Below are 23,315 nucleotides of genomic sequence, written 5' to 3'. Positions count from 1 at the left end.
CGTCGTGCTGTCATCGAACTGTCAAACACGCGCGCCGCGCCCATGTTAGGGAGCCGGCCGCGATCGAACGGAGAGGAGCCCGCACGTTGTCGGAAGCCGAGTCGGACGCTCTGGTGCAGGACGCCGAGGCGATGGAGACCGAAGAGACCAGCCTCGCCACCGAGCGGGGGGTGCGCAGCGAGACGGCGCGGGCGCGCACGGCGCGGGCCGCGCGCATCATCGCCGCCGAGAAGGCCGCCGAAAAGCCCTCCGAGCCGGACACCGGCGCCGACCCCGCCGCGACCGAGGCCGCCCGCGAGCCGGTGATCGAGGCGGGCCGGGCGCTCCGCCACTCGCCCGAGCGCTACGTCAACCGCGAGCTGTCCTGGCTCCAGTTCAACCGCCGGGTGCTGGAGGAGGCCTCGAACCCCAACCATCCGCTACTGGAGCGGCTGCGCTTCCTCTCGATCTCGGCCAACAACCTCGACGAGTTCTTCATGGTGCGGGTCGCCGGCCTGCACGATCAGGTCCGGGCCGGGCTCACCGTGCCGTCGCAGGACGGGTTGAGCCCCGCCGAGCAGCTCGTGCGGATCGGCGCCGAGGTGTCGCGCTTGGCGCTGGATCAGCAGGAGCGCTGGCGGCAATTGCGCGAGGAGCTGAACGACAACGGCATCCACCTCGCCGAACCGGTGGAGCTGTCGCCCGAGCAACTGGCGTGGTTGGAGGAGTACTTCCTCGCCCACGTCTTTCCGGTGCTGACGCCGCTCGCCATCGATCCGGCACATCCGTTCCCGTTCATCCCGAACCTCGGCTCGACCATCGCCTTCATGCTGGTGCGCCCCCGCGACGGGCGGACCTTGCGCGCGCTGATCCGAATGCCGGCGGTGCTCGACCGCTTCGTGCGCCTGCCCGACCGCGAGGGCGAGACGACCGCGCGCTTCATCGCCATCGAGCAGGTGATCGTGAAGTTCGCCGCTCGGCTCTTTCCCGGCTACACCCTCAAGGCGCAGGGCGCCTTCCGGGTGGTGCGCGATTCCGATCTGGAGATCGAGGAGGAGGCCGAAGACCTCGTCCTGCACTTCGAATCGGCGATCAAGCGGCGGCGCCGCGGCGTGGTGATCCGCCTCGAGGTCGAGGCCGGGATGACCGAGGAATTGCGCACCTTCGTCGCCGACGAGCTGGAGATCGCCCACGACGCGATCTTCCTCGTCGAGGGGACGCTGGCGCTCAACGAGCTGTCGCAGATCGTCGGGATCGACCGGCCGGACCTCAAGTTCAAGCCCTACAACCCGCGCTTCCCCGAGCGCATCCGCGAGTCGGGTGGCGACGTGTTCGCCGCGATCCGCCAGAAGGATTTCTGCGTCCACCACCCCTACGAGTCGTTCGATTCGGTGGTGCAGTTCCTCTATCAGGCCGCCCGCGACCCGAACGTGGTGGCGATCAAGCAGACGCTCTACCGCACCTCCTCGAACTCGCCGATCGTCGCGGCCCTCGCCGAGGCCGCGGAAGCCGGCAAGTCCGTGACCGCGCTCGTCGAGTTGAAGGCGCGCTTCGACGAGGAGGCCAACATCCGCTGGGCGCGCAACCTTGAGAAGGCCGGCGCGCAGGTGGTGTTCGGCTTCGTCGAGCTGAAGACCCACGCCAAGCTGTCGATGGTGGTGCGCCGCGAGGGCGACCGGCTCGTCACCTACTGCCATATCGGCACCGGCAACTATCACCCGATCACGGCGCGCATCTACACGGACCTCTCCTTCTTCACCGCCGACCCGGCGATCGGCCGGGACGTGTCACGCATCTTCAACTACGTCACCGGCTATGCCGAGCCGGCCGAGCTGGAGCGCATGGCGGTCTCGCCGCTCACCTTGAAGCCGCGCCTGCTCCAGCACATCGAGGAGGAGATCGCGCACGCGCGTGCCGGGCGCCCGGCGGCGATCTGGATCAAGTGCAACTCGCTGGTCGACAGCCAGATCATCGACGCGCTCTACGACGCCAGCCAGGAGGGCGTGCAGATCGATTGCGTGGTGCGCGGCATCTGCTGCCTGCGCCCCGGCATCCCCGGCCTGTCGGAGACGATCCGGGTGAAGTCGATCGTCGGGCGCTTCCTCGAACACGGGCGCGTCTACGCCTTCGGCAACGGGGCCGGGCTGCCGCACCCGAAGGCGACCGTCTACATCTCGTCCGCCGACCTGATGAGCCGCAACCTCGACCGGCGCGTCGAGGCGTTGCTGCCGATCACCAACCCGACTGTGCATCAGCAGGTGCTGGACCAGATCATGCTGGCCAACCTCCTCGACAACCGCCAGAGCTGGCGTGTACTGGCGTCGGGTGCCTGCGAGCGGATCGGCCCCGCGGAAGGGGAAGAGCCGTTCAACGCGCACAAGTATTTCATGACGAATCCGAGCCTGTCCGGGCGCGGCAAGTCGTCGAAGAAGTCGAGCCCGCGGGCGCTCAGCCGCCGCGCGCAGCGCTCCTGACCACTAGGCTCCGTGCCGGGGCATCACCGCCCCGGCGCGTCTCCGACGGGCTCGCGTCGCGGCGAGGCCTTGGCAAGGGGATCGCATGGGTCCGCACCGTTCGCACCTCACGCTCGCCCACGATGCCGAACGGCCGGGTTCCATGACGAGCCGCACGACCGCCCCCGTCGCGATCATCGATATCGGCTCGAACTCGGTGCGGCTCGTCGCCTATGACGGACTCCAGCGGGCGCCGACGCCGCTCTACAACGAGAAGGTCCTGTGCGGGCTCGGTCGCTCGGTCCTCTCCACCGGGCGCCTCAACGAGGATTCGGTGCAGCGGGCGCTGACCGCGCTCCGGCGCTTCCGCGTCCTGTGCGACACCATGCGGATCGGCCGCATCTTCGTGCTCGCCACGGCCGCCGCCCGCGACGCCGCCAACGGCCCGGCCTTCCTGGAGGCCGCGCAAGCCACGCTCGGCCAGGAGATTCAGCTTCTGTCCGGCCGGCGCGAGGCGGAGTTGTCGGCGCTCGGCGTGGTCGCGGGCTTCTATGCGCCGGACGGCGTGGTGGGCGATCTCGGCGGCGGCTCGCTCGAACTCGTCGATGTCCACGGCGTCACGGTGGGCCTCGGCGTGACCATGCCGCTCGGCGGGCTGGCGCTTCAAGACCTGTCGGAGAACTCGCCCAAGAGGGCGAGAAAGATCGCCCGCGAGCACCTGAAGAAGGCCGAGCCGCAATTGGAGACGCTGCGCGGGCGCACCTTCTACGCCGTCGGCGGCACGTGGCGGGCGCTGGCCCGGCTGCATCAGGCGGCCCGCGGCTACCCGCTCCACGTCATGCACGGCTACACTGTCGAGCCGTCCGACGAGTTGAGCTTCCTCGAAATGGTCGAGACGACCGATACGGCGACGTTGCAGGAGGTCGAGACCGTCTCCGAGGCCCGCCGCCCGCTGCTCGCCTACGGCGCCGTCGTGCTCGAAGAGATCATCCGCTTGGGGCGCCCCCGCGAGATCGCGATCTCGGCCGGCGGTGTGCGCGAGGGCCTGCTGTTCGAGCAGCTCGACCGCGACACCCGCGCGCTCGATCCGCTGATCGTCTCGGCCCAGGAGCTGAACGAGCAGCGCGCCCGCTCCCCCGGCCACGGCGAGGAGCTGCGCGCCTGGACCGACCGCTTCATCGAGACGCTGGACGGGCCCGAGACCGCGGGCGAGCGGCGGCTCCGCCACGCCGCCTGCCTGCTCTCGGATATCGGCTGGCGGGCGCATCCCGACTATCGCGGCGAGCAGAGTCTCAACGTCATCGCCAACGCGGCCTTCACCGGCATCGACCATCCGGGCCGGGCCTATCTCGCCCTGTCGGGCTATTTCCGCCACGAGGGCGTCGCCCCGGAGAAGGCGAGCCCGATGCTGCGGGGCTTGGCCGGTCCCCGCCTGTTCGACCGCGCCCGGCTGATCGGCGCGCTCCTGCGCGTCGCCTTCCCGGTCTCCGCCGGCATGGCCGGGCCGCTCGCCCGGATGCCGGTGACGGTGGAGGACGGCAAGGTCGTCCTGCGCCTGCCGCGGGAGTGGGAGGCGCTGAACGGCGAGCGCCTGCTCAACCGCGTGCGGGGCCTCGCCCGCGTGATCGGGTTGGATGGCCGGATCGACGTCGCCTGAGGCTCACCGCAAAGTCAGCGGGAAGCTGAGTTCGGTGTAGCCCTCCAGCGTCAGCAGACCGCGCGGCGGCGGGGCGAACGGCCCGGCGGCTTCTGCTGCTCGGCGCGCCCGCTCGGCCAGAGCCGGCGCTCCCTCCTCGATCTCGACCCCGTCGAGGGTTCCGTTGGCGGCGATCCGCACCCGCAGGGTCACCGGCCCGCCGCGGCCCGGCGCCGCCGCGCGGTCGGCCGCGCCGATGCGGTTGACCACGGCGGCGACCCAGGCCTTCGCCTTGGTATCGACCCGCGGCGCGGCGACCGCCGGTGCGGCGACCAGCGTCAGTGCGAGAAGGGCCGGCAGGAAACGGGACGCCACGCGAAAAAACTCCGACGGACCTGATGGGATACGGCCGCTCGGGGCGGCGGCCGGTGGAGGACGAGTGGTGCCTGCGGCCGCCCGAGGCCACAACGAAAGCAAGGCATTAACGAAAAAGGGCGCCCTGAGGCGCCCCGGACACGGCCCGGCCGACGATCACATCGTCGTGCCGGCCATGACCGCATCGCTTACATGCGATTCTTCTTGGACTTCATCTTCTTCGACTTCATCGGGGTGCCGCCGGACATCTTGCCGCTCATCTTGCTGTCGGGCTGCACGCCGGTGGCGTTGGAGCCGGTCATCTGCGCGCCGCTGGCGCCGCTCTGAGCCAGGACCGGCGTGCTGATGGCGGCCGAGCCGACGATGAGCGCAGCCGCGAGACCGAGGGCGTATTTCATGGGGCGTCTCCCGATTTGTCGTTGTGGTTCCAAACCGTGACATCAACAGCGCGCCCCGGCCGAGGTTCCACCGCCTGCCGCCGGCTTTGTCATTGCAGCGCAAAAGGAATTTGCCGCAGTGCCGCTCTCGGGAGCCCTCAGTTCGGGGCCGCCGCGCCCCGGCGCAGATGCTCGTCGAGCCGCGGCATGATCTCGACGAAGTTGCAGGGCCGGTGCCGGTAATCGAGCTGGCTCGCCAGAATCCCGTCCCAGGCGTCGCGGCAGGCCCCGGGCGAGCCCGGCAGCACGAAGATGTAGGTCGCCCCCGCCACCCCCGCGGTCGCCCGCGACTGCAGCGTCGAGGTGCCGATCTTTTCGTACGAAATGCGGTGGAAGATCGCGGAGAACCCGTCCATCCGCTTCTCGAACAGCGGCTCCAGCGCCTCCGGCGTCACGTCGCGCCCCGTGAAACCGGTGCCGCCGGTGGTGAGGATCACGTCGATCCCCGGATCGCGCACCCAGGCCCCGACCCGCTCGCGGATGGCGCCCACCTCGTCCGGCACGATGTCCCGCTCCGCCAGCCGATGCCCGGCCTCCGTCAGCCGCGCGGCCAACGTGTCGCCGGACTTGTCGTCGGCGAGCGTGCGGGTGTCGGACACCGTCAGCACGGCGATCGAGAGGGGAATGAAGGCGCGGGGGGATTTCGAGTCGGACATCGGCGTCTCGCGGGCGTTCACGGCGGATGCTGTCGCATATGGCGTCCTGGGGGCGACTTGTCCTGCGAACACGACAGAGGTGCCGCCCGTCCGCGTTTACGCTCCTCCCCGCCGCATGCTAGGCGCCGTGGCAAATCGCGCGTCCGGAACGAGGCCTCGAAAAGCATGATCCCCCGCTACTCCCGCCCCGAGATGGCCGCGATCTGGTCGCCGGAGAGCCGGTTCCGGATCTGGTTCGAGATCGAGGCCCACGCCACGACCGCACTCGCCAACATCGGCGTCGTCCCGAAAGAAGCCGCCGACACGGTGTGGGAGAAGGGCCGCGACGCGGTGTTCGACGTCGCGCGGATCGACGCGATCGAGGCGGTGACGAAGCACGACGTCATCGCCTTCCTGACCCATCTGGCCGAGATCGTCGGGCCGGAGGCGCGCTTCGTCCACCAGGGCATGACCTCGTCGGACGTGCTCGACACCTGCCTCAACGTGCAGCTCACGAAGGCCGCCGATATCCTGATCGCGGATCTCGACGCCCTGCTCGCCGCGCTCAAGCGGCGCGCCTTCGAGCACAAGCTGACCCCGACCATCGGCCGCTCGCACGGCATCCACGCCGAGCCCGTCACCTTCGGCCTCAAGCTCGCCCAGGCCTATGCGGAGTTCGACCGAGCGAAGGACCGGCTCGTCGCCGCACGGAAAGAGGTCGCGACCTGCGCGATCTCCGGGGCGGTCGGCACCTTCGCCAACATCGACCCGCGAGTGGAGGAGTACGTGGCCGAGCAGATGGGCCTCGTCCCTGAGCCGGTCTCGACCCAGGTGATCCCGCGCGACCGCCACGCCATGTTTTTTGCGACCCTCGGCGTCATCGCGAGTTCGATGGAGCGGCTGGCCACGGAAGTGCGCCATCTCCAGCGCACGGAGGTGCTGGAGGCCGAAGAATTCTTCTCCGAGGGGCAGAAGGGCTCCTCGGCCATGCCGCACAAGCGCAACCCGGTGCTCACCGAGAACATCACCGGCCTCGCCCGCATGGTGCGCGGCTACGTGACACCGGCGCTGGAGAACGTCGCGCTCTGGCACGAGCGGGACATCTCGCACTCCTCGGTCGAGCGGATGATCGGCCCGGACGCCACCGTGACCCTCGACTTCGCGCTGGCGCGGATGACGGGCGTGATCGACAAGCTGCTGATCTACCCCGCCACCATGCAGAAGAATTTGGATAAGCTCGGCGGCCTCGTCCACTCGCAGCGGGTGCTGCTGGCGCTGACGCAAGGGGGGCTCTCGCGGGAGGATTCGTACCGGCTGGTCCAGCGCAACGCGATGCCGGTCTGGCGCGGCGAGGGCGACTTCCTCACGCTGCTCAAGGCCGACCCGGAGGTGATCGCCGTCCTGAAGCCGGAGCAGATCGAGGAGTGCTTCGATCTCGGCTACCACCTCAAGCACGTCGACACGATCTTTTCGCGGGTTTTCGGCGCGGCGTAGGGCGGCCTTCGCACGGAACCTGCTTCACTCGCGACGACGGAACCCCTGAGACCTCCGATGACCCGCACCGCCTATCTCAACGGCAGCTTCCTCCCCCTCGACGAGGCCCGCGTGCCGGTGATGGACCGCGGCTTCCTGTTCGCCGACGGGATCTACGAGGTCGCGGCGGTGCTGGGCGGCCGACTCGTGGACAACGCGGCGCATCTCGCCCGGCTCGACCGCTCGCTGTCGGAGATCGGCATCCGCAATCCGCATTCGGCGCAGGAGTGGGAGCGGCTGGAAACGGAGCTGGCGGAGCGCAACGGCCTCATGGAAGGCCTCGTCTACATCCAGGTGACGCGGGGCGTGGCCGAGCGCGACTTCTCCTTTCCCAAGGGCGATGTCGCGCCGACCGTGACGATGTTCACGCAAGCCAAGAGCATCGTCGCCAACCCGCTGGCCGAGACCGGGGCCAAGGCGATCACCGTGCCGGACCTGCGCTGGAAGCGGCGCGACATCAAGTCGGTGGCGTTGCTGGCGCAAGTTCTCGCCAAGCAGCAGGCGGCGGAGGTCGGCGCGGCCGAGGCCTTCATGGTCGAGGACGGGGTGGTGACGGAGGGCTCGTCCTCGTCCGTCTTCATCGTGACGAAGGCTGGCGCGCTGGTGACGCGCCCGCTCTCGCACGCGCTCCTGCCCGGCATCACGCGGGCCGCCGTGCTGGCACTCGCCGAGGAGACCGGGATCACGTTCGAGGAGCGGATCATCGCGGCCGACGAGCTGCCCGAGGCGGCGGAGGCGTTCTACACCTCGGCCTCGGCCTTCGTGATGCCGGTGGTCGAGATCGACGGCCACACGCTGGGCGACGGCAAGCCCGGCCCGGTGGCGCGGCGCCTGCGCGAACTCTACTTCGCCTTCGCCGAGGGGCGGCGCGGGTAACACAAAGGAACGCCTATCAGGGCGCCCTCGTTGGTTCGGGAAGGACCACTTGAGGATACGATGACTTTCGGAAAGACGCTCTTCGTCGCCGCTGCCCTGCTGACGGCCTCCGCCGGCACGGTGGCGTTCGCGCAGGACCCCTCCGTGCCCCAGCGCGGCCAGGACAGCGACCCGAAGCTGCCCGGCCCGAACGACAGGGTGCCCGAGAAGGTGCGCCCCGAGGGCGACAGCACCGGCACGACGCTGAGCGACAAGCTCGAAAAATCCGACGGCGTGATCAAGCCGCCCGCCGGCGTCGATCCCGAGATCAAGACCATCGCCCCCGAGCCGACCCCGAACTCGACCCCCGTCATCAAGCCGCCGGGCGACGCCAGGTAAGGGCGTCCCGTCCGAGCGCACATGGCCGGTCCTCACGGAAGGACCGGCTCATTCGCTTGACGGGCCTGCTCAGATCGCCGAAGAGGCCTCGCATGCTCGATCCCCGGCTCACGCCGGGGTTTTTGCGCGTGCGCAACCGCTTGGCGCCCGCGCTCCGATAACGGCCCGGACGGTGGTTGCCGGCTTCGCGAGGAGCCGAGGCACGAAACCGAGGTGGCCGGTTCACCGGCCCGGATACGACCGGGGCGGGGCTCCGGCGAACGCGAGACAGGTCTGACCGCATGGCGAACGTCGTCGTCGTAGGCGCCCAGTGGGGCGACGAGGGCAAGGGCAAGATCGTCGACTGGCTCTCCGAGCAGGCCGACATCGTGGTGCGCTTCCAGGGCGGCCACAACGCGGGCCACACGCTGGTGGTCGGCAACGCCGTCTACAAGCTGTCGCTGCTGCCCTCCGGCGTCGTCCGCCAGGGTACGCTCGGCGTCATCGGCAACGGCGTGGTGCTCGATCCCTACGCGCTCGCCTCCGAGATCGACCGGCTGGCCGGCCAGGGCGTCAGCATCTCCCGCGACAACCTGCGCGTCGCCGACAACGCCACGCTGATCCTCTCGCTCCACCGCGAGCTCGACGCTTTGCGCGAGGACGGGGCGCCCGGCACCAAGATCGGCACGACCAAGCGCGGCATCGGCCCGGCCTATGAGGACAAGGTCGGCCGCCGCGCGATCCGCCTGATGGATCTGGCCGAGCCCGAGACCCTGCCGCCGAAGATCGAGCGGCTGCTCGCCCACCACAACGCGCTGCGCCGCGGCTTCGGCCTCGACGAGATCGCCGAACAGACTATCCTCGACGAGCTGACGACAATCGCCGACCGGGTGCTGCCCTTCCAGGACACCGTCTGGCACCTGCTCGACGAGGCCCGCCGCAAGGGCAGCCGCATCCTGTTCGAGGGCGCGCAGGGCGCGCTGCTCGACGTCGATCACGGCACCTATCCGTTCGTCACCTCGTCCAACACCGTGGCGGGTCAGGCCGCGACCGGCTCGGGCCTCGGCCCACGGGCGATCGGCTACGTGCTCGGCATCGCCAAGGCCTACACCACCCGCGTCGGCGAAGGGCCTTTTCCGACCGAACTCCACGACGCCATCGGCCAGCGCATCGGCGAGCGCGGCCACGAATTCGGCACCGTGACCGGGCGCAAGCGCCGCTGCGGCTGGTTCGACGCCTGCCTCGTGCGCCAGACCGTCAAGACGTCGGGCATCGACGGCATCGCCCTGACCAAGCTCGACGTGCTCGACGGCTTCGACGAGATCAAGGTCTGCACCGCCTACGACATCGACGGGAAGCGCCTCGACCACCTGCCTGCGAGCCAGGCGCAGCAGCAGCGCGCGGTTCCGGTCTACGAGACGATCCCCGGCTGGACCGGGACCACCGCGGGGGCGCGCTCCTGGGCCGACCTGCCGGCGCAGGCGATCAAGTACGTGCGCCGGATCGAGGAGCTGATCGGGGCGCCGGTGGCGCTGCTCTCGACCTCGCCGGAGCGCGACGACACGATCCTGATGCACAACCCCTTCGAGGATTGAGCGAATCGGCCGGACGGCAGGACAGGCGGATCGGGGCACGATGGCCGACTATTATCCGTTGCTGGCGCGCGCGCTCGACGCCCTGCCCGACCGGACGCCGGCCCTGCGCAAGGCCGTCTACGACCGCGCGCGCAGCGCCCTGATCGGGCAGTTGCGCAACCTCGACCCGCCGGTGCCGGAAGCCGACATCGAGCTGGAGCGCAAGGCGCTGGACGCGGCGATCGAGCGGCTGGAGGCCGGCTACGGCCCCACGCCCGCGTCCCCTCCGGAGACGCCCGCGCCGAAGGCTTCGCCGCCTGCCGAGCCCAAGCCTGAGCCTAGGCCTGAGCCCAAGGCGGAGGAGGCCAAGCCCGCAGTCGCAAAGCCGGTGGAGCCGGCAAAGCCCGCAGAGGCGAAACCGAAGCAACCCGCGGAAGCCAAACCCGCCTCCCCCCCCAAAAAACCGGCACCCGAGCCGCTGCCGCCGGCCACGCTGCCCGCCGACCTCCTGCCCGAGCCCGGACCACCGGTGGACGCGCAGCCCTTCGTGCCGCCGCCGCGGCGCCCGAGGCCGGAGGAACGCGCCGAGGTACGCCCCGAAGCGGCGTCGGGCTTCATCCCGACCGTGCCGTCAGTCGAGAACGAGGATTCCGCAGCCGCCGACGGCGCGAACGGGCGCCAGCGACCGCGCATCGACGTGGTGGCCCGGCCCGCCGGGCGGTCGCGCCTGCTGCGCAACCTGTTCGTCGGTGGCGTGCTCGCCAGCGTGATCGCCCTGATCGCGGTCGCGGCGTTCTTCCTGCGCGACCAGCCCGCCGACCTCCAGCGCACCCTCGCCGAGACGCAAGGTGACAACCCGGCCGAGACGCCGGACGCCAAGTTCGCCGACCGGGTCGGCGGCGAGGCCGAGCCGAAACCGAAGGCGCCCACGCCCGGCGCGTCGCCGGCCCAGCCCGACGTGGCGGTCTCGCAGCGCGCCGTGCTCTACGAGGAGAACGCGGCCGATCCCCGCGCCCAGCCCGCGGCCATCGGCGGTCATGCGGTCTGGCGGCTCGACACCGTGAGCGGCGAGCAGGGCGAGCCGCTGCAGACGGTTTTGCGCGCGACGATCGAGTATCCGGAGGCCGGCCTGACGCTCGGCATGACGATCCGCCGCAACCGCGACGCGACACTCCCGGCCTCGCACACGATCGAACTGGCCTTCACCAATTACGGCTCGGGCGCCAAGCGGGCGGTGCAGAATGTCGGGCTGCTCCAACCCAAGGAGGAGGAGGCGTCGCGAGGCTCGCCCGTGTCCGGGCTGCCGGTGCGGGTGCGGGAGAACCTCTTTCTGATCGGCCTGTCGTCGCTGAAGAGCGACGTGGATCGCAACACCGACCTCTTGCTGCACCGCAACTGGTTCGACCTGCCGATCTCCTACGCCTCGGGCACGCGGGCGATCCTGACCTTCGAGAAGGGCAATTCCGGTACCCGCGCGATGCAAGCCGCCTTCGACGCCTGGAAAGATTAGTCCCGAGATTCCAAAGGGATCGTCTCTCTGGCGGGGCACCGGGGCAGAGCCCCGGTTTCCCTTCGAACCAAAGCTCCGCCCTGGACCCGCGAAAGGACTCGTCCTTTCGAAACCCGTTATGTCAGGCGCGCTTCGGTGCGCGGCAACTCGCGGGTGGCGAGGTTGCGCTTGACCGCTTCCTGCACCTTCTCGAATGCCCGCACCTCGATCTGGCGCACCCGCTCGCGGGAGACGCCGAATTCGCCGGAAAGGTCCTCCAGCGTGATCGGGTCGTCGGCCAGCCGCCGCGCCTCGAAGATGCGCCGCTCGCGCGCGTTCAGCACGCCGAGCGCGTCGCGCAGGGCCGAGAGACGGTTACGCCCTTCCTCCTCGCGGGCCAGCACCGTCTCCTGGCTCGGGCTGTTGTCCACCAACCAGTCCTGCCACTCGCCCTCGCCCTCCTCGCGCAGCGGCGCGTTGAGCGAGGTATCGCCGGACAGGCGGCGGTTCATATCGACCACGTCCTGCTCCGGCACGCCGAGCGAGGTGGCGATCGATTTGACCTGATCGGGACGCAGATCGCCCTCGTCCAGCGCCGAGATGCGGCCTTTGGCCTTGCGCAGGTTGAAGAACAGCTTCTTCTGGTTGGCGGTAGTGCCCATCTTCACGAGCGACCACGAGCGCAGGATGTATTCCTGGATCGCCGCCTTGATCCACCACATCGCGTAGGTGGCCAGCCGGAAGCCCTTGTCCGGGTCGAAGCGCTTGACCGCCTGCATCAGGCCGACATTGCCCTCGGACACGACCTCGCTGATCGGCAGCCCGTAGCCGCGGTAGCCCATGGCGATCTTGGCGACCAGCCGCAGGTGCGAGGTGACGAGGCGGTGGGCCGCGTCGCGGTCGCCCCCGTCGCGCCAGCTCTTGGCCAGGGTGAATTCCTCCGCGGGCTCCAGCATCGGGAACTTGCGGATCTCGTCGAGGTAGCGCGAAAGGCCCCCCTCGTTGGCGAGCACGGGCAGTGCGCCGGCCATGTGCACCTCCTTCAACAGCCCCCCGAATCGGGCAGGCTCCAAGCACGGCCGCTCCTCTTGAGCCGGCCACGCCGCTTCCCATCTTAGACGGGTCCCGCCGTGTCCGGTAGCGACCAACGCTGTTCACGCGGGGTCCAACGCGCGAAGCGGAGTCCGGGTTTAACGTGTCACGCGGGCGCACCCGTCGCGGTGCCGAAACGCACCTTGTTGGATCACCCCTCCAACGCCGCCAAAAGGCCAGAAAAGTCCTCCGGCAGCGCGCTCTCGAAGCGCAGCCGCTCCTCCGTACGCGGATGCAGAAAGCCGAGTTCGGCCGCGTGCAGGGCTTGGCGCCCGAGGGCCGTCAGCGCCGCCCGCGGCGCCTCGCCGAGCCGGGCCGCCTTGGTCTTGAAGGCGGCCCCGTAGGTCGGATCGCCCAGCAGCGGATGGCCGCGATGGCTCAAGTGCACCCGGATCTGGTGGGTACGCCCGGTCTCCAGGCGGCAGCGCACGAGCGCGGTGAGCCCGTCGCCGCCCGGCAGCCCCTCGACCCGGTAATGCGTCACCGCGTGCCGCCCCTCGCCGTCCCGCACCACCGCGATCTTTTCGCGGTTGTGCCGTGAGCGCGCCAGGGACGCGGTGATGGTGCCGGCCCGCGGCTCGGGCACACCCCAGACCAGCGCGAGATAGGCCCGCTCCAGCGCCCCGCTGCGGCCGTGGTCGGCGAACTGCGCCGAGAGGCCCTGATGCGCGAGATCGTTCTTGGCGACGACGAGGAGCCCGCTCGTGTCCTTGTCGAGGCGGTGGACGATGCCGGGCCGGCGCACCCCGCCGATGCCCGACAGGCTCTCCCCACAATGGGCGATCAACCGGTTGACCAGCGTCCCATCCTCGTGCCCCGCCGCCGGATGGACGACGAGGCCCGCGGGCTTGTCGATGACGATCAGGTCGTCGTCCTCGTGGACGACGGTGAGCGGCAGCGCCTCGCCCCGCGGCTCGGCGGGCGCGGGCGCCGGCACCACCACCTCGATCCGGCTCCCGCCCGCGACCTTTCGCGAGGGATCGCGCACTTCCACGTCGTCGCAGCGCACGAAGCCGTCTCGGGCGAGCGCCTGCAGCCGGGCGCGGGAGAGATCCTCGAAGCCGCGGGCGAGGACGCGGTCGAGCCGCTCGGGCGCGGCCCCCGGTTCGACGACGAGGCTGCGGACGGTCGTATCGCGGTTCACGGAATCCCTCGCACCGAACTTTTCTCGCCGGGGTGCCGGAAACGGCTTGCCCGGGCGCGGAGGCGTCGCTATAGCACCTCTCGCCGGCCCGGAAGCTCCCATCGTCTAGCGGTCTAGGACGTCGCCCTCTCACGGCGAAAACAGGGGTTCGATTCCCCTTGGGAGCGCCAGCCGGATCAAGCACTTAGCTCGATTCAGCCAGCGCAGCACGATAGTCGTTGTCGATTTCGTTGCTCCGGTCAGCAAGCGATGAGTGTAGATCGCGGCGACATTCCCCTCCTCACCGCTTCGTGGCCGAGAAAGCCTGCAAGCTGGTCGGAACTCGAACGCTGCATCGCTGCCCTGGCAGATGCGCACGGTCAGGACCCTGTCAAAGCGGTTGCCGACCTGAAGCGGAATGGCCCGCTCGTCAGATTGCTCTGTGCCCAACTCGGCTATGAAAAGCCGCGGAGAAAACGCGGCCCCAAGACCAAAAACGGTGTCAACGATCTGACAGTGAACCTAACCGACGGCGCCAAGCGCGAAGGGCTGAAGGGCAAACGTCTGAGCGAGACTGTGCACGAGCTACTTACGGGGAAGGGCTCCTTCTTCGGCGACGTGATTGTCGCGCCGAGATCGTTGGAGCGCCGCTATTACCGGGCGCGGAAAAAGCGAAGTCCTGACATAATTCCCGCGAAAAATTCGTCAGGAGATTAATCCGGGCCCTTCCGACAACCTCACGCAGCATCATTCAAGTGCTGCGAGGCTAAGTCGATGTCCCGTCCCTCACCCCGTCAAGCATCTTCCAGCGCCAGTTCGGCGGCACTCACCGTTGCTGAGCTGGCCGACTATTTTCGCATCTCACCGGCCTCCGCCTGGAGGTTGCTGAAAGCTCAGCAGCTCCCGCGCGTTCGCATCGGCGGGCGCACCGTCGTGCGCCGCGTCGATGCCGACGCCTTCCTCGCTCGCAGCGCCGGAGCGGCACGATGAACGCGCCCCTCCCGCACCAACTCGTCCGTGCCTGTACTCGTACCCACAGCCAATCGGTCGTCGACACAATCGCGTGTCGGCTCGACCCCGACGAGCTGACGAGCCTCTCGACGGGACTGCAAAGCATCGATTTTGCCGAGCGAGGCCTGTGCGCTCCGGCGGCCATGCCGCTGTCGGCCAAGAGCCGAGGCACTGCGGCGGCCGACAACGTCGTCCCCGGCGAGGTCATCGTGATCTTCGCGGACGCGAATCCTCGCCGCGGCTACGATGCCGGCATCGTTTGGCAGCGGCACATCCTGGCGATCCCGCGACCGCCGGGCGTCACGCCGCACAGGAACCCGCGCGCCTCGTCGATCAGCCGGCGGATCGGTCAGGGGCTCCTGGCGAAGGGCGCGGCACGCCCGAGCGTCGAGCAGCGCCAGAGCGCCCTCGTCGAACTCGCCGCCGCCATCCTCGACGAGGCCGACCGCTCCCGCCTGCAGGCGCTCACCGGCTGCGTGCCCGTGGTCGCGATCGTCGGCGACACGCGCGCCGCCGGCCTGACGAGCGGGCGCTTCTACCACGCCGTCACGACGTTGCCGGGCTCGTGGCTCGGCACGTCCGCGCCGACCGGCCGGGCCTGAACGCGAAACGGCGGCCCCCGTGCTGCAGGGCCGCCGTTTCGTGTCGTCCTCAAATGCCTCGCGCCTGGGCAGGGCGCAAAGCGAAAGTCGCCACATGCTGAGCACGAAGATAGAGGGCAACGCGCCCAAGCCGCAACCCAATTTCGACACGAAAATGGCAGTCGATTTCTTCGATTGCCAGGATATGCCTGCGGCCGAGCATCAAAGCGTCACTTATTTGAAGGCCCTGGATGACAGTGGCTGGCACAATTTGGTCTCGATGCACCCGCGCACTGGCGTTGTGGAGGGCCGCACGTTTGCGCCCGGCTCTTTCGACGAGATCGGCGCTTGGGTTGAGGCTCATGAAGAGTGGAATCAATATTACAGCGTGAACGAGCCGGCAGCAGGTGCTCCTGACGGTAAACTCGGCAAACGCAATATCAGGGCGATTCGAGCCATCTTTGCCGACAAAGACCCGGAGGGCGACCGCGGTCCGGCGCGAGCAGCTCTGAGCGCGTTGGCGGCCGAAATCGATGCCGGACCTTTACCGGCGAGCTTTGCTCTGGACAGCGGGAACGGCCAGCAGTGGATCTGGAAGCTGCGGGAAAAACTCCCGGTCAACGAGCACGCCGGTTGGGCAGAAGCCCAGGGCCGTGCCGTCGCGCATGCTCACGGCGGCGACACCGTTCAGAACATCGACCGGATCATGCGCCTGCCCGGCACCATCAACCATCCTTCGCCGGACAAGCTTGCCAAGGGCCGGACGGGAGGGCCAGTACGCCTCACTCATCGGCGCGACGTCACCTATTCGCCTGAGGAGATCAGCGCACGATATCGACCCATCTACCAGCCGGAGCGTGCTGAAGCCGATGCCGCCATAGCGGCGGCAATAGACGAGATCGACCTCAACGAAGCTCAAAGCCGCAGCAGCACTCGAGAGTTGCCGCCGCCGCTACTTGCTAAGCTGCAGGCCGCCACCGACCGAGATCCTCGTTTTGCGGCACTGCTGAAAGGCGACCCTGAGGTAGCGCCTCGGGACGCATCCGCCTCGGGCTGGCGCGCTGCATTGGCTGCGGCAGTCGGAAGGCTCGGCGACTTCACGGTCCAGGATTACGCCAGCATCTGCGGAATTTGGAACCCCGGCGAGCCGTCACACGGCGAGCTAACCGAACGTACACTAGCTCGAGAGTGGGTGCGGATCGCGCTGCCTGCAAGGAAGTGGGCCGATCCTGCAACCTACTTCTCGCCGATCGAGGGTGATGTCGACACGAGCCACTTTGAGCGACGGCAGGAGTCCCCAAATCCCACTTCCGTGGGGCTGATCGATCCTCGTCTGTGGGCAGGTCGGCCTAGCCCGCCGCGGCTCTGGGAAGTAGCGAACCTCATCCCGCACGGCGAGGTGACGCTTCTCTACGGCGATGGCGGCGTCGGCAAAACGCTCGTCGCGCAGCAGTACGCTACGTGCGCTGCGACTGGTACGCCCTGGCTCGGCATGGAGGTTCGGAAGGCCCGCGTCGTGTGTTTTTTCTGCGAGGACGATGCTCCCGAGTTGCAGCGTCGGCAGCACGACATCAATCGACAGCTCGGAGTGGACTTCTCAGCGCTCGGTGACCTCCGCTTCTGCGCGCGCAAGGGTGCCGACAATCTGCTTGCCGTCTGGGATCGGTCCACCGGCGTCATGCGGTTGACCGAAACCTGGCATTGGCTGCGGGACCAAGCGCTGGCTTTCGGCGCGACCGTGGTGATCGTCGACACGCTCGCCGACATTTTCGCGGGCTCCGAGATCGACCGAGCCCAGGTCAGCGCGTTCGTGAAAAGCTGCCTTTGGCGATTGGCGCACGAGATCGGCGGCACCGTCATAGCGCTGGGTCACCCCTCGATGAGCGGAAAGGCTTCGGGCGAGGGCACGTCGGGTTCGCTCGCCTGGAATAATGCCTGCCGGTCGCGCCTTTACCTTCGCTACCCTGAGGCAGCCAAAGGCAGCAAATCTGCTGCGCGAATTCCCAGCGACCTCCGTGAGCTCGAGAATATGAAGCTCAACTACGGGCCGCGGGGCTCCCGCATCAAATTGCGCTGGGTTCGAGGCGCCTTCGAACCGCTCTTCATCTCGGCGCTGCCGGAAGTCGAGGGCGAGCGCATATCAGTTCCTACGACAGAAGACGCAGCGCTCGATGCGCTCGTGCTCGCGCTCGCCTCGCACCCCCGCGAGCGGCTCTCGACGGCAGGCAACAGCCCGTACTATGCGCCGAAAATTCTCAGAGAACTCGACCCTGGCGGCCTGGGAGCATTTTCCACATCAGAGCTTGCCGAAGCGATCGCGCGACTGGAGCGTGCGGGCTCCCTCGATCGCGTCGAGGTCGGCAAAGATGCGAGTTCTCGGCCGGTGTACGGCCTCCGCGTGAATAGGGACAGATTGTCCTCCGAAGCCCTTTTTGGACGCGAGGCAGCAGAGGCTGGCGCAACATGACCCGCAATGTCCCCTCCTCAAACTGCAATGTCCCGCAAAGCCTCCTGCTAAGTCATTGATATCATTCACCGCAAGGTGTTTTGCTGGAGGATTTCCGCAAAGTCCTGCAAAGTGCCCGCAGAATGCCAACAGTTCGACATCGCGCTTACAGCTTAAGCCATTGTGTGAATGGGTTTTTGTCCTCTGGCGACACCCTGCCGCAAAGTCCCGCAATGTACCACCGCAAGGTCCCGCAAAGTGCCACCCCTACGGGGAAGGCCGGCTTTGCGGCTTCCGGGCCGCGCCGGCCTTCCCTCCTCGGTCTTGGGTGCGATCCAAAATTAGGAGAAGATCGTGGGTCGGATATTTTTGTTCTTTGCGGGCGCGCTGGTGCGGGTCTTCGTCGGCTGGGCCTTTTTTACGGTCGCGGCCTACATGATCCGAAACTTCATCCTCCACCCCGCGGACCTTGACGTGTGGAGGAAGGGGGAGACATGGGCTCTGCTGGTCTCCCTGGACGGCCTGGGTCGCTTCGCCAGCGCCTTCTGGGAGGATCGGGCGTTCCTGGTCACCGGGCTTTGCGTGGCCGCTGTGCTGCTCGTCTGGTCGTGCTTCACGGCTGCGCTGATGATCACGCTTGGCGAAGCCGACGACATGAGAGCGGCGGAGCGCGAGCAGGAGCTGCTCATGGCGCTGCAATCCAGATTGCAAGATTTATAGCTAGTGCTATTTTGTTGGCACTGGAATGAATAGTGGAATGCCACGATGCCCCTGAAATCCGGCGCGCTGACGCGCCAGGAAACGCAGTTCGTTCACGCCATGACGCGCATCAACAACCCGACGGAGGCCGCCCGGCTCGCCGGCTATACGCAGCCATCATCCCGCGGCGGCGACCTGATGCGCCGCCCGGAAGTGGTGGCGCGCGTCCAGGCGGAGGTGCAACACATCCTCCGGACGCGCGGCGCCGAGGTGGGCGTTCGAGTGCTGATCGAGATCGCGGAGGGCGAGAAGTTCACCGGGCCGGCGCGCGCCATGGCGGCGCGCGAGCTGGTCAAGCTGTCCGGCGTCGGCAGCAAAACGGACGACGACAGTCGACCGCTGCACATGCTGTCCGCCGCCGAGCTGCACGCCAAGGCGCTCAAGGCGCAAGCGTGGCTGGATGAGCTGGAGCGCAACACGATCGAGCACGAGCCGGCCCCCTCCCCAACGGAGGGGGGAGGGTTTTTCGACTAGATTCGAGCTTCCCCACACTCGGCACGCCAAACCCCAAGGGAACGTGCCGCACTCGCTCAGCATTGGCGCGTTCCTCTCGGCTGTTTTCCGCAGGTGATTGGACGGCCGCACTCGAATCTGCAGATTGATGTGCGCCTAGTGGAAAGTCGTCCCAGCCTTGGCGCGCGTGGGGCTATTTTTTGCAATCGTTTTTGAGCGTGCCCCGGCGCTGATCGTCTCTACTGCTTCGGCAAGACCCTCGCGGCAGTGCTTGGCATAGACTTTTTCGACCAAGGAGACAGAGTTTCCGAGAACCCCGGCGATCTGCCACAAGGGCACGCCGTGACGGGCCATCCACGTTGCCGCGGTGTGTCGCAGCACATGTGGTGTCACGTCCGTAAGGCCCGCCAGCCGGGCGATCCTTTCGAACGGAAGGCTGATCGGTCGGTCGTGATCGAGCACGAGATTGCCCTGCCGTTCGGCAAAGGCCCGGTTCAGCACAGCTCGGAGCGCCCGGCTAATCGGGACGCTCGGGCGACGCTTCTTGGTGCGGCGATCGCCGGTCCGGTGAAAGTGGATGACTCCGATTTCCATGTCGACCTGCGTCCAGGTCAGCGTCTCGATCACGCGGCGGCGCGCGGCCGTTTCCAGGGCGATGTGCAGGAAGCGCTCGACGCGGGAGAGCCGCGCACCGTCGCGCTCCCGCTCCGCCGTCGCGAACAGCCGCTGTGCCTCCTCTCGGCGCATCCAGCGGTCCCGCGCCTCCGGCTGCTCGACCATTTCGAAGCGCGGCTTGTCCGCGGCTGATATCAGCTGTTGCCTGACCGCGTAGTTGCAAGCGGTGACGAGCTTGTTCAGCTCGAGCCAGATTGTACCCGGCTTTGCGGGGCGCCCGATCCGCCCGGCGGCGCGGTCGCGCTCATACTTATCGACCTCCGCCTGCCGAATGCTGCCGGGCGGGAGCGCGCCGAAGGCTTTGAGCAGGTAAGGCCCGACCGAACGGACCCGGATCGCCGACGGCAGTTTGCGGCCCTCTAATCGAGCGACGTAGGTGCTCCACACCGTCGCGAAGTTCGCCTTCGCGTCCACCGCCGGGGGCGCCGCCATAGACCGTCCGTTGAGGAGCCACGCGCGTAGGACGTCCCTCGCAGCGGCCAAATCCTTTTTGCGCGTGGTGATGCGCTTCGAACGACGCCCTTCGGTCCAGTGGATGTACCACGTCCCGTTCTCGTGCTGCCTGAGGGATGGTGCTGGCATTTCTCAACCTCTGGAAAGGCATTGAAATCGCGCTCCCGCACTGGCGGCGGGCGGCTAAGGATGAAGGCCACCGGCCCACCCGCGTCGCTTCTCCTTGGCGCCCGTGCTTGATGGCAGAATAGAATTCACGATTTCGGTCTGCTTGACGGATTGTGAAAGCAAGCACACTTAAATGCATGAGTCAAATCAAGCATCTATTCATCAAAGAGGACAAAGAGGACTGTCCAAAACGCCGAAGGCGCCCGTCAAGCGAGCGCCCTCGTAATAACTGCTTGAAAATATGCTTCAATCTAAATCGCGTAATTTCGCCCATAATAGCGAAAACTCTAGGGCTTCTTTGCCAGTAAGATCAAATGCGTACATTTGAAACTTCATCTTGCCCTTCTTATCGGATGACAACGTTATGCCGATTGTACCGAAATTAGAGCGCTTCGCTCGATCCGATGGCGAGGCAAGATCAGGCATGACGTAAATTTGATTGCGGAGGAAGGGTATGACTTCGGCCATTGTCGTGAGCTTTCGTTGAGCCGTTTTTCAAGCGGCTAGTTAAGTCCGGGGCTGAAAAAACCGCTCACGACGACCCATCACGTCTTTAGGCTTACGCCTTGGACATGCACGTGAAGACCCCGGACCAGATGTGATCTACAGCCTAACCGGACGCTGTAGGAACGGCGTGAACAACAGGTTTCTCAGAACCATCCAAACGGTACCGGACAAGATGTCCATCGGTCAAGATGAAATTCGGGCGAGTGCGAATTTTATCAGAAAATTTCGTTTTGCGCTCAAATACTCGCGCAATGCCAAGACAGGGCCGACCTAAGCGCTTGTTCGCTAACGATGCCCGCTAGTCCACTTGAAACTATCGGCGTGCCGCGGGGCGCACGAAGGGACAGCTCCCGGCCTGCTCGGGGCCAGTCGCCGAGCCCGAGCTGCGGGGCGCGCGAGAGGCCAGCCGCCGGGGCGCTCGGGCAGGCGGAACGGCTCCCGGCCGGTGGGAGGCGGGGCCGACCCCCCGGGGTACACCTCGATTCGTCCAGCGGAGACGGCGCCGGCCGCCCGTACAAAAATTCGGCTCGAAAATCGAATTGGACATTTTGTCCGTAACGACAACGTCCTGTGACAGTGCCAACAGCATCTGCGGCGCCATGCGCCAGCCGATCCCAAGAACTCCAGCTCAATCCAGGCATTGATTGGCAGGCCTCCGAGTTGTAGACTTACCTGCCTCTGACGACATCGCGGTAAGCATGGGCACGAGCCCCTCACCCTTCGACGACCACGCGCTGTTAGCTCTGCAATATGCCGAGCAGGCCCGATGCCGCGAGACGACAGCTGACTTCGTGTTTGCATTGGAGCTGGCGGTCGCGAGTGTTCGCTGCGGCCTCGACTGCAGCACCCTCGACAAGGCGCGCTATCGCGAACTGTCGCCTCTGTTCCGGTACGTCGGAAGGAAGGCCGCCAAGCTCATGCCGGTCGGCTACGATCGCGGGATGGTCGAGGCGTCCTTCGCCGCGCTCCAGCAGCTGCTCACCCGGTGGCAGACGCCGCCGGGCCAGCGCACCGCACTCTCCTCGGGTCGCTCTTTCGACCCCCACGCCTGCGCCCGCCAGTTCAACGACGATCTGAAGGCCATGCGGAAGGCGCACGCGGCGGAGCGCCTTCGCCTGCTCGACGCACAGCGGGCCGCCGCGCTCGCTCAGCGCAGCGATGACGGCGGTTGCGTCATCATCCCCTTCGCAAAGCGACCGGGCCCCCATGCCGTATCGTGAGACCGACACTCCGGTGCGCACTACGCCCCTGACCGAAGCGCAGCGCCTCGAAGAGGCCAAGCGCCTCGCGGCGTTGACCCGGCTGCCGGGGGAGCGCCGCGACAACGTCGTTCCGTGGCCCGCTCCGGGGTCGACGCCGCACGAAGGGCGCATCGATCCGCCGATCGCCACGGAGGCCTTGAAGCATTTCACGACCGCCGCCGCGGCGGAGGACGTCGAGGGCATTGCCGGCGCCATGTCGCGAGCCTTCCGTGCCGTGGAGCGCGGTCACGTCGCCGGCCAGATCACCCGCCCGCTGCGCAGTCGGCTCGTCCGGGCGCTGTTTCTCGCCGAGGACCGGGCGCGCAAGCACTTTCCCGCTGGCCTCTTCGACGATCGCGTGCGCCACGCCTGCGTCGCAGCTCTCGGGCTTCTGAATCGATGGGCGCAGCCGCCCGGCTCGAACGCTCGGGTGGAGGCTACCGGCGGAGGCGCGGAACTCGTCATCCGCTTCGTCGGCAACGAACTCGACAGCCTGTGCGCCGAGGCCGAACTGCGCCGCATCCTGGCTGCAGAGGCAGCTGGCGCGGCATCCGATCATCGCGCAACCGAAGGGACCGCAGGCCGTGGCTAAGAAGGGCGCATCGAGCAAGGCCGCCGATCAGGCAGCCGCCGACGAGCAGGCGCGGCAGGCCCGGATTCGTCAGGGCACGACCGACATCAACAAGACCTTCGGCCAGTTCGACGACCCGTATTTCGAAAAGCAGCGGTCGAACTATCTCGGCTTCGCGCTGCCGCAGCTCGACGATCAGTATGGCGAGGCCCAGAAGCAGCTCACGTTCGCCCTGGCGCGGGACGGCAACACCTACTCGTCGGCCGCCGCGGAACAGCGGGCCCGGCTGCAGAAGACCTATGACCAGAACAAGCTCACGATCTCCGACCAGGGCCAGAACTACGCCAATCAGGCGCGCTCGAACGTCGAGGACGCGCGCGGCAACCTGATCGCCTCGCTCAACGCCACGGGCGACGCGACGCAGGCTGCGAACTCTGCGGTCGCGCGCTCGGCGGCGCTGGCGCAGCCGCAGGGGTACAGTGCGATCGGCGACATGTTTGGCGCGTTTGGAACGGCTTTCGCCACGCAGGCCGCCAACGAACGCGCCGCCGCGATGTCCGGCGGGGCCTACAAGGCGCCCTACAACACCGGCCTGTTCGGCGCCTCGCCCGGCCGCGGCGCAGTCAAGAACACGGCGTGACTGGCATGACTTCCGACATGACGCCCCCTGTGGCCGACGCCTACGATGTGGCCGTGACGGCGTTCCGCACGACGCGGACCGTATTTGCCAGCAACGACATTCACGAGATCTCGGTCGACCTGGCCAGTGGAATCTAAGCCAAAGCCCAATAGCAGGCGGCTTGCACCTTCCGCCACCGAACGTCACCTCGCTGCGATCAACCACACACACTTGAAGCGACCGCGACGTGGAAGGTCGAAGAACTGACCGAT

23 protein-coding genes and 1 tRNA gene are annotated in these 23,315 nt (G+C 67.5%); 18 read left to right on the top strand and 6 right to left on the bottom strand.

Features of this window, described 5'->3' with window-relative positions:
* Positions 1 to 86 precede the first annotated feature (86 nt).
* Positions 87 to 2,453: an RNA degradosome polyphosphate kinase gene (locus ASG52_RS22780; RefSeq protein ID WP_056248227.1), complete on the top strand. Its 2,367-nt coding sequence runs from the start codon at positions 87 to 89 to the stop codon at positions 2,451 to 2,453.
* A 142-nt stretch (positions 2,454 to 2,595) separates the two neighbouring features.
* A complete protein-coding gene (ppx, locus tag ASG52_RS22775; RefSeq protein ID WP_502691106.1) occupies positions 2,596 to 4,089 on the top strand; it encodes an exopolyphosphatase in 1,494 nt (497 codons plus the stop codon).
* Positions 4,090 to 4,092: 3 nt separating this feature from the next.
* On the opposite strand, the gene ASG52_RS22770 is transcribed toward ppx, so the two are convergent.
* The 3 genes from ASG52_RS22770 to moaB all read right to left on the bottom strand — a co-directional run bounded on the left by ASG52_RS22770 (position 4,093) and on the right by moaB (position 5,536).
* Positions 4,093 to 4,443, bottom strand: coding sequence for a TonB family protein (locus ASG52_RS22770; protein WP_056248221.1), 351 nt, complete (start codon positions 4,441 to 4,443; stop codon positions 4,093 to 4,095).
* Positions 4,444 to 4,631: 188 nt separating this feature from the next.
* The gene (locus ASG52_RS22765; RefSeq protein ID WP_056248219.1) at positions 4,632 to 4,841 is read right to left on the bottom strand and encodes a hypothetical protein; all 210 of its coding nucleotides are present in this window, start codon (positions 4,839 to 4,841) and stop codon (positions 4,632 to 4,634) included.
* A gap of 137 nt (positions 4,842 to 4,978) precedes the next feature.
* Entirely contained in the window at positions 4,979 to 5,536 is a 558-nt protein-coding gene (gene moaB / locus ASG52_RS22760) for a molybdenum cofactor biosynthesis protein B (protein ID WP_056248850.1), read from the bottom strand.
* A gap of 165 nt (positions 5,537 to 5,701) precedes the next feature.
* Between moaB and purB the strand changes: the two genes are divergently transcribed.
* From purB to ASG52_RS22735, 5 genes are all read left to right on the top strand, one after another.
* The gene (gene purB / locus ASG52_RS22755) at positions 5,702 to 7,009 is read left to right on the top strand and encodes an adenylosuccinate lyase (protein WP_056248216.1); all 1,308 of its coding nucleotides are present in this window, start codon (positions 5,702 to 5,704) and stop codon (positions 7,007 to 7,009) included.
* Positions 7,010 to 7,066: 57 nt separating this feature from the next.
* Positions 7,067 to 7,924, top strand: a complete 858-nt coding sequence (locus tag ASG52_RS22750; RefSeq protein ID WP_056248213.1) for a D-amino-acid transaminase — start codon at positions 7,067 to 7,069, stop codon at positions 7,922 to 7,924.
* 60 nt (positions 7,925 to 7,984) lie between these two features.
* Complete coding sequence (locus tag ASG52_RS22745; RefSeq protein ID WP_056248209.1) at positions 7,985 to 8,302, top strand: hypothetical protein; 318 nt, start codon at positions 7,985 to 7,987, stop codon at positions 8,300 to 8,302.
* 281 nt (positions 8,303 to 8,583) lie between these two features.
* Positions 8,584 to 9,876, top strand: a complete 1,293-nt coding sequence (locus ASG52_RS22740; RefSeq protein ID WP_056248207.1) for an adenylosuccinate synthase — start codon at positions 8,584 to 8,586, stop codon at positions 9,874 to 9,876.
* A 40-nt stretch (positions 9,877 to 9,916) separates the two neighbouring features.
* Positions 9,917 to 11,365, top strand: a complete 1,449-nt coding sequence (locus ASG52_RS22735; RefSeq protein ID WP_056248203.1) for a hypothetical protein — start codon at positions 9,917 to 9,919, stop codon at positions 11,363 to 11,365.
* A gap of 116 nt (positions 11,366 to 11,481) precedes the next feature.
* On the opposite strand, the gene rpoH is transcribed toward ASG52_RS22735, so the two are convergent.
* Together rpoH and ASG52_RS22725 are read right to left on the bottom strand one after the other, a co-directional pair.
* Positions 11,482 to 12,375 (bottom strand): RNA polymerase sigma factor RpoH, encoded by an 894-nt coding sequence (gene rpoH, locus ASG52_RS22730; protein WP_056248200.1) that lies wholly within the window; start codon positions 12,373 to 12,375, stop codon positions 11,482 to 11,484.
* Positions 12,376 to 12,587: 212 nt separating this feature from the next.
* Entirely contained in the window at positions 12,588 to 13,580 is a 993-nt protein-coding gene (locus ASG52_RS22725; RefSeq protein ID WP_056248197.1) for an RluA family pseudouridine synthase, read from the bottom strand.
* A gap of 94 nt (positions 13,581 to 13,674) precedes the next feature.
* Here ASG52_RS22725 and ASG52_RS22720 point away from each other — a divergent pair.
* From ASG52_RS22720 to ASG52_RS22695, 7 genes are all read left to right on the top strand, one after another.
* Positions 13,675 to 13,750, top strand: a tRNA-Glu gene (locus ASG52_RS22720).
* A 79-nt stretch (positions 13,751 to 13,829) separates the two neighbouring features.
* The gene (locus ASG52_RS27530; protein WP_156384093.1) at positions 13,830 to 14,276 is read left to right on the top strand and encodes a hypothetical protein; all 447 of its coding nucleotides are present in this window, start codon (positions 13,830 to 13,832) and stop codon (positions 14,274 to 14,276) included.
* Positions 14,277 to 14,333: 57 nt separating this feature from the next.
* Entirely contained in the window at positions 14,334 to 14,549 is a 216-nt protein-coding gene (locus tag ASG52_RS28720; RefSeq protein WP_082552700.1) for a helix-turn-helix domain-containing protein, read from the top strand.
* Positions 14,546 to 15,172: a hypothetical protein gene (locus ASG52_RS22715; protein ID WP_156384092.1), complete on the top strand. Its 627-nt coding sequence runs from the start codon at positions 14,546 to 14,548 to the stop codon at positions 15,170 to 15,172. Before ASG52_RS28720 ends, ASG52_RS22715 begins: the two co-directional genes overlap by 4 nt.
* Positions 15,173 to 15,266: 94 nt before the next feature.
* Entirely contained in the window at positions 15,267 to 17,618 is a 2,352-nt protein-coding gene (locus tag ASG52_RS26735; protein ID WP_082552699.1) for an AAA family ATPase, read from the top strand.
* 333 nt (positions 17,619 to 17,951) lie between these two features.
* A complete protein-coding gene (locus tag ASG52_RS22700; RefSeq protein ID WP_056248187.1) occupies positions 17,952 to 18,317 on the top strand; it encodes a hypothetical protein in 366 nt (121 codons plus the stop codon).
* Between the two features lie 45 nt (positions 18,318 to 18,362).
* Entirely contained in the window at positions 18,363 to 18,830 is a 468-nt protein-coding gene (locus ASG52_RS22695) for a terminase small subunit (protein ID WP_056248184.1), read from the top strand.
* 135 nt (positions 18,831 to 18,965) lie between these two features.
* Here the strand turns inward: ASG52_RS22695 and ASG52_RS22690 are convergent, their stop codons facing one another.
* Positions 18,966 to 19,916: a site-specific integrase gene (locus ASG52_RS22690; protein WP_162250022.1), complete on the bottom strand. Its 951-nt coding sequence runs from the start codon at positions 19,914 to 19,916 to the stop codon at positions 18,966 to 18,968.
* A gap of 1,394 nt (positions 19,917 to 21,310) precedes the next feature.
* Here ASG52_RS22690 and ASG52_RS22685 point away from each other — a divergent pair.
* Genes ASG52_RS22685 through ASG52_RS28525 form a run of 4 tightly spaced genes read left to right on the top strand, consistent with a single transcriptional unit; the run spans position 21,311 to position 23,201 of the window.
* Positions 21,311 to 21,832: a hypothetical protein gene (locus ASG52_RS22685; RefSeq protein WP_156384091.1), complete on the top strand. Its 522-nt coding sequence runs from the start codon at positions 21,311 to 21,313 to the stop codon at positions 21,830 to 21,832.
* Entirely contained in the window at positions 21,819 to 22,445 is a 627-nt protein-coding gene (locus tag ASG52_RS22680) for a hypothetical protein (RefSeq protein WP_156384090.1), read from the top strand. The genes ASG52_RS22685 and ASG52_RS22680 overlap by 14 nt, the downstream gene beginning before the upstream one ends.
* Complete coding sequence (locus ASG52_RS22675) at positions 22,438 to 23,064, top strand: hypothetical protein (RefSeq protein ID WP_056248174.1); 627 nt, start codon at positions 22,438 to 22,440, stop codon at positions 23,062 to 23,064. The genes ASG52_RS22680 and ASG52_RS22675 overlap by 8 nt, the downstream gene beginning before the upstream one ends.
* A gap of 5 nt (positions 23,065 to 23,069) precedes the next feature.
* Positions 23,070 to 23,201 (top strand): hypothetical protein, encoded by a 132-nt coding sequence (locus ASG52_RS28525; RefSeq protein WP_286159146.1) that lies wholly within the window; start codon positions 23,070 to 23,072, stop codon positions 23,199 to 23,201.
* The last annotated feature ends 114 nt before the right edge of the window (positions 23,202 to 23,315 follow it).

Origin of the sequence: Methylobacterium sp. Leaf456, assembly GCF_001425465.1 — a bacterium.
Classification (GTDB): Bacteria; Pseudomonadota; Alphaproteobacteria; order Rhizobiales; family Beijerinckiaceae; genus Methylobacterium.
The sequence above is the reverse complement of the archived record's forward strand: the minus strand, read 5'-3'. Positions and strand labels throughout refer to the sequence as shown.

Coding starts and splice junctions, on each gene's coding strand:
- ppx (WP_502691106.1), top strand. CDS start 2,596: ATGACGAGCCGCACGACCGCCCCCGTCGCGATCATCGATATCGGCTCG.
- ASG52_RS22765 (WP_056248219.1), bottom strand. CDS start 4,841: ATGAAATACGCCCTCGGTCTCGCGGCTGCGCTCATCGTCGGCTCGGCC.
- moaB (WP_056248850.1), bottom strand. CDS start 5,536: ATGTCCGACTCGAAATCCCCCCGCGCCTTCATTCCCCTCTCGATCGCC.
- purB (WP_056248216.1), top strand. CDS start 5,702: ATGATCCCCCGCTACTCCCGCCCCGAGATGGCCGCGATCTGGTCGCCG.
- ASG52_RS22750 (WP_056248213.1), top strand. CDS start 7,067: ATGACCCGCACCGCCTATCTCAACGGCAGCTTCCTCCCCCTCGACGAG.
- ASG52_RS22745 (WP_056248209.1), top strand. CDS start 7,985: ATGACTTTCGGAAAGACGCTCTTCGTCGCCGCTGCCCTGCTGACGGCC.
- ASG52_RS22740 (WP_056248207.1), top strand. CDS start 8,584: ATGGCGAACGTCGTCGTCGTAGGCGCCCAGTGGGGCGACGAGGGCAAG.
- ASG52_RS22735 (WP_056248203.1), top strand. CDS start 9,917: ATGGCCGACTATTATCCGTTGCTGGCGCGCGCGCTCGACGCCCTGCCC.
- rpoH (WP_056248200.1), bottom strand. CDS start 12,375: ATGGCCGGCGCACTGCCCGTGCTCGCCAACGAGGGGGGCCTTTCGCGC.
- ASG52_RS27530 (WP_156384093.1), top strand. CDS start 13,830: ATGAGTGTAGATCGCGGCGACATTCCCCTCCTCACCGCTTCGTGGCCG.
- ASG52_RS28720 (WP_082552700.1), top strand. CDS start 14,334: ATGTCCCGTCCCTCACCCCGTCAAGCATCTTCCAGCGCCAGTTCGGCG.
- ASG52_RS22715 (WP_156384092.1), top strand. CDS start 14,546: ATGAACGCGCCCCTCCCGCACCAACTCGTCCGTGCCTGTACTCGTACC.
- ASG52_RS26735 (WP_082552699.1), top strand. CDS start 15,267: ATGCTGAGCACGAAGATAGAGGGCAACGCGCCCAAGCCGCAACCCAAT.
- ASG52_RS22695 (WP_056248184.1), top strand. CDS start 18,363: ATGCCCCTGAAATCCGGCGCGCTGACGCGCCAGGAAACGCAGTTCGTT.
- ASG52_RS22690 (WP_162250022.1), bottom strand. CDS start 19,916: ATGGCGGCGCCCCCGGCGGTGGACGCGAAGGCGAACTTCGCGACGGTG.
- ASG52_RS22685 (WP_156384091.1), top strand. CDS start 21,311: ATGGGCACGAGCCCCTCACCCTTCGACGACCACGCGCTGTTAGCTCTG.
- ASG52_RS22680 (WP_156384090.1), top strand. CDS start 21,819: ATGCCGTATCGTGAGACCGACACTCCGGTGCGCACTACGCCCCTGACC.
- ASG52_RS28525 (WP_286159146.1), top strand. CDS start 23,070: ATGACTTCCGACATGACGCCCCCTGTGGCCGACGCCTACGATGTGGCC.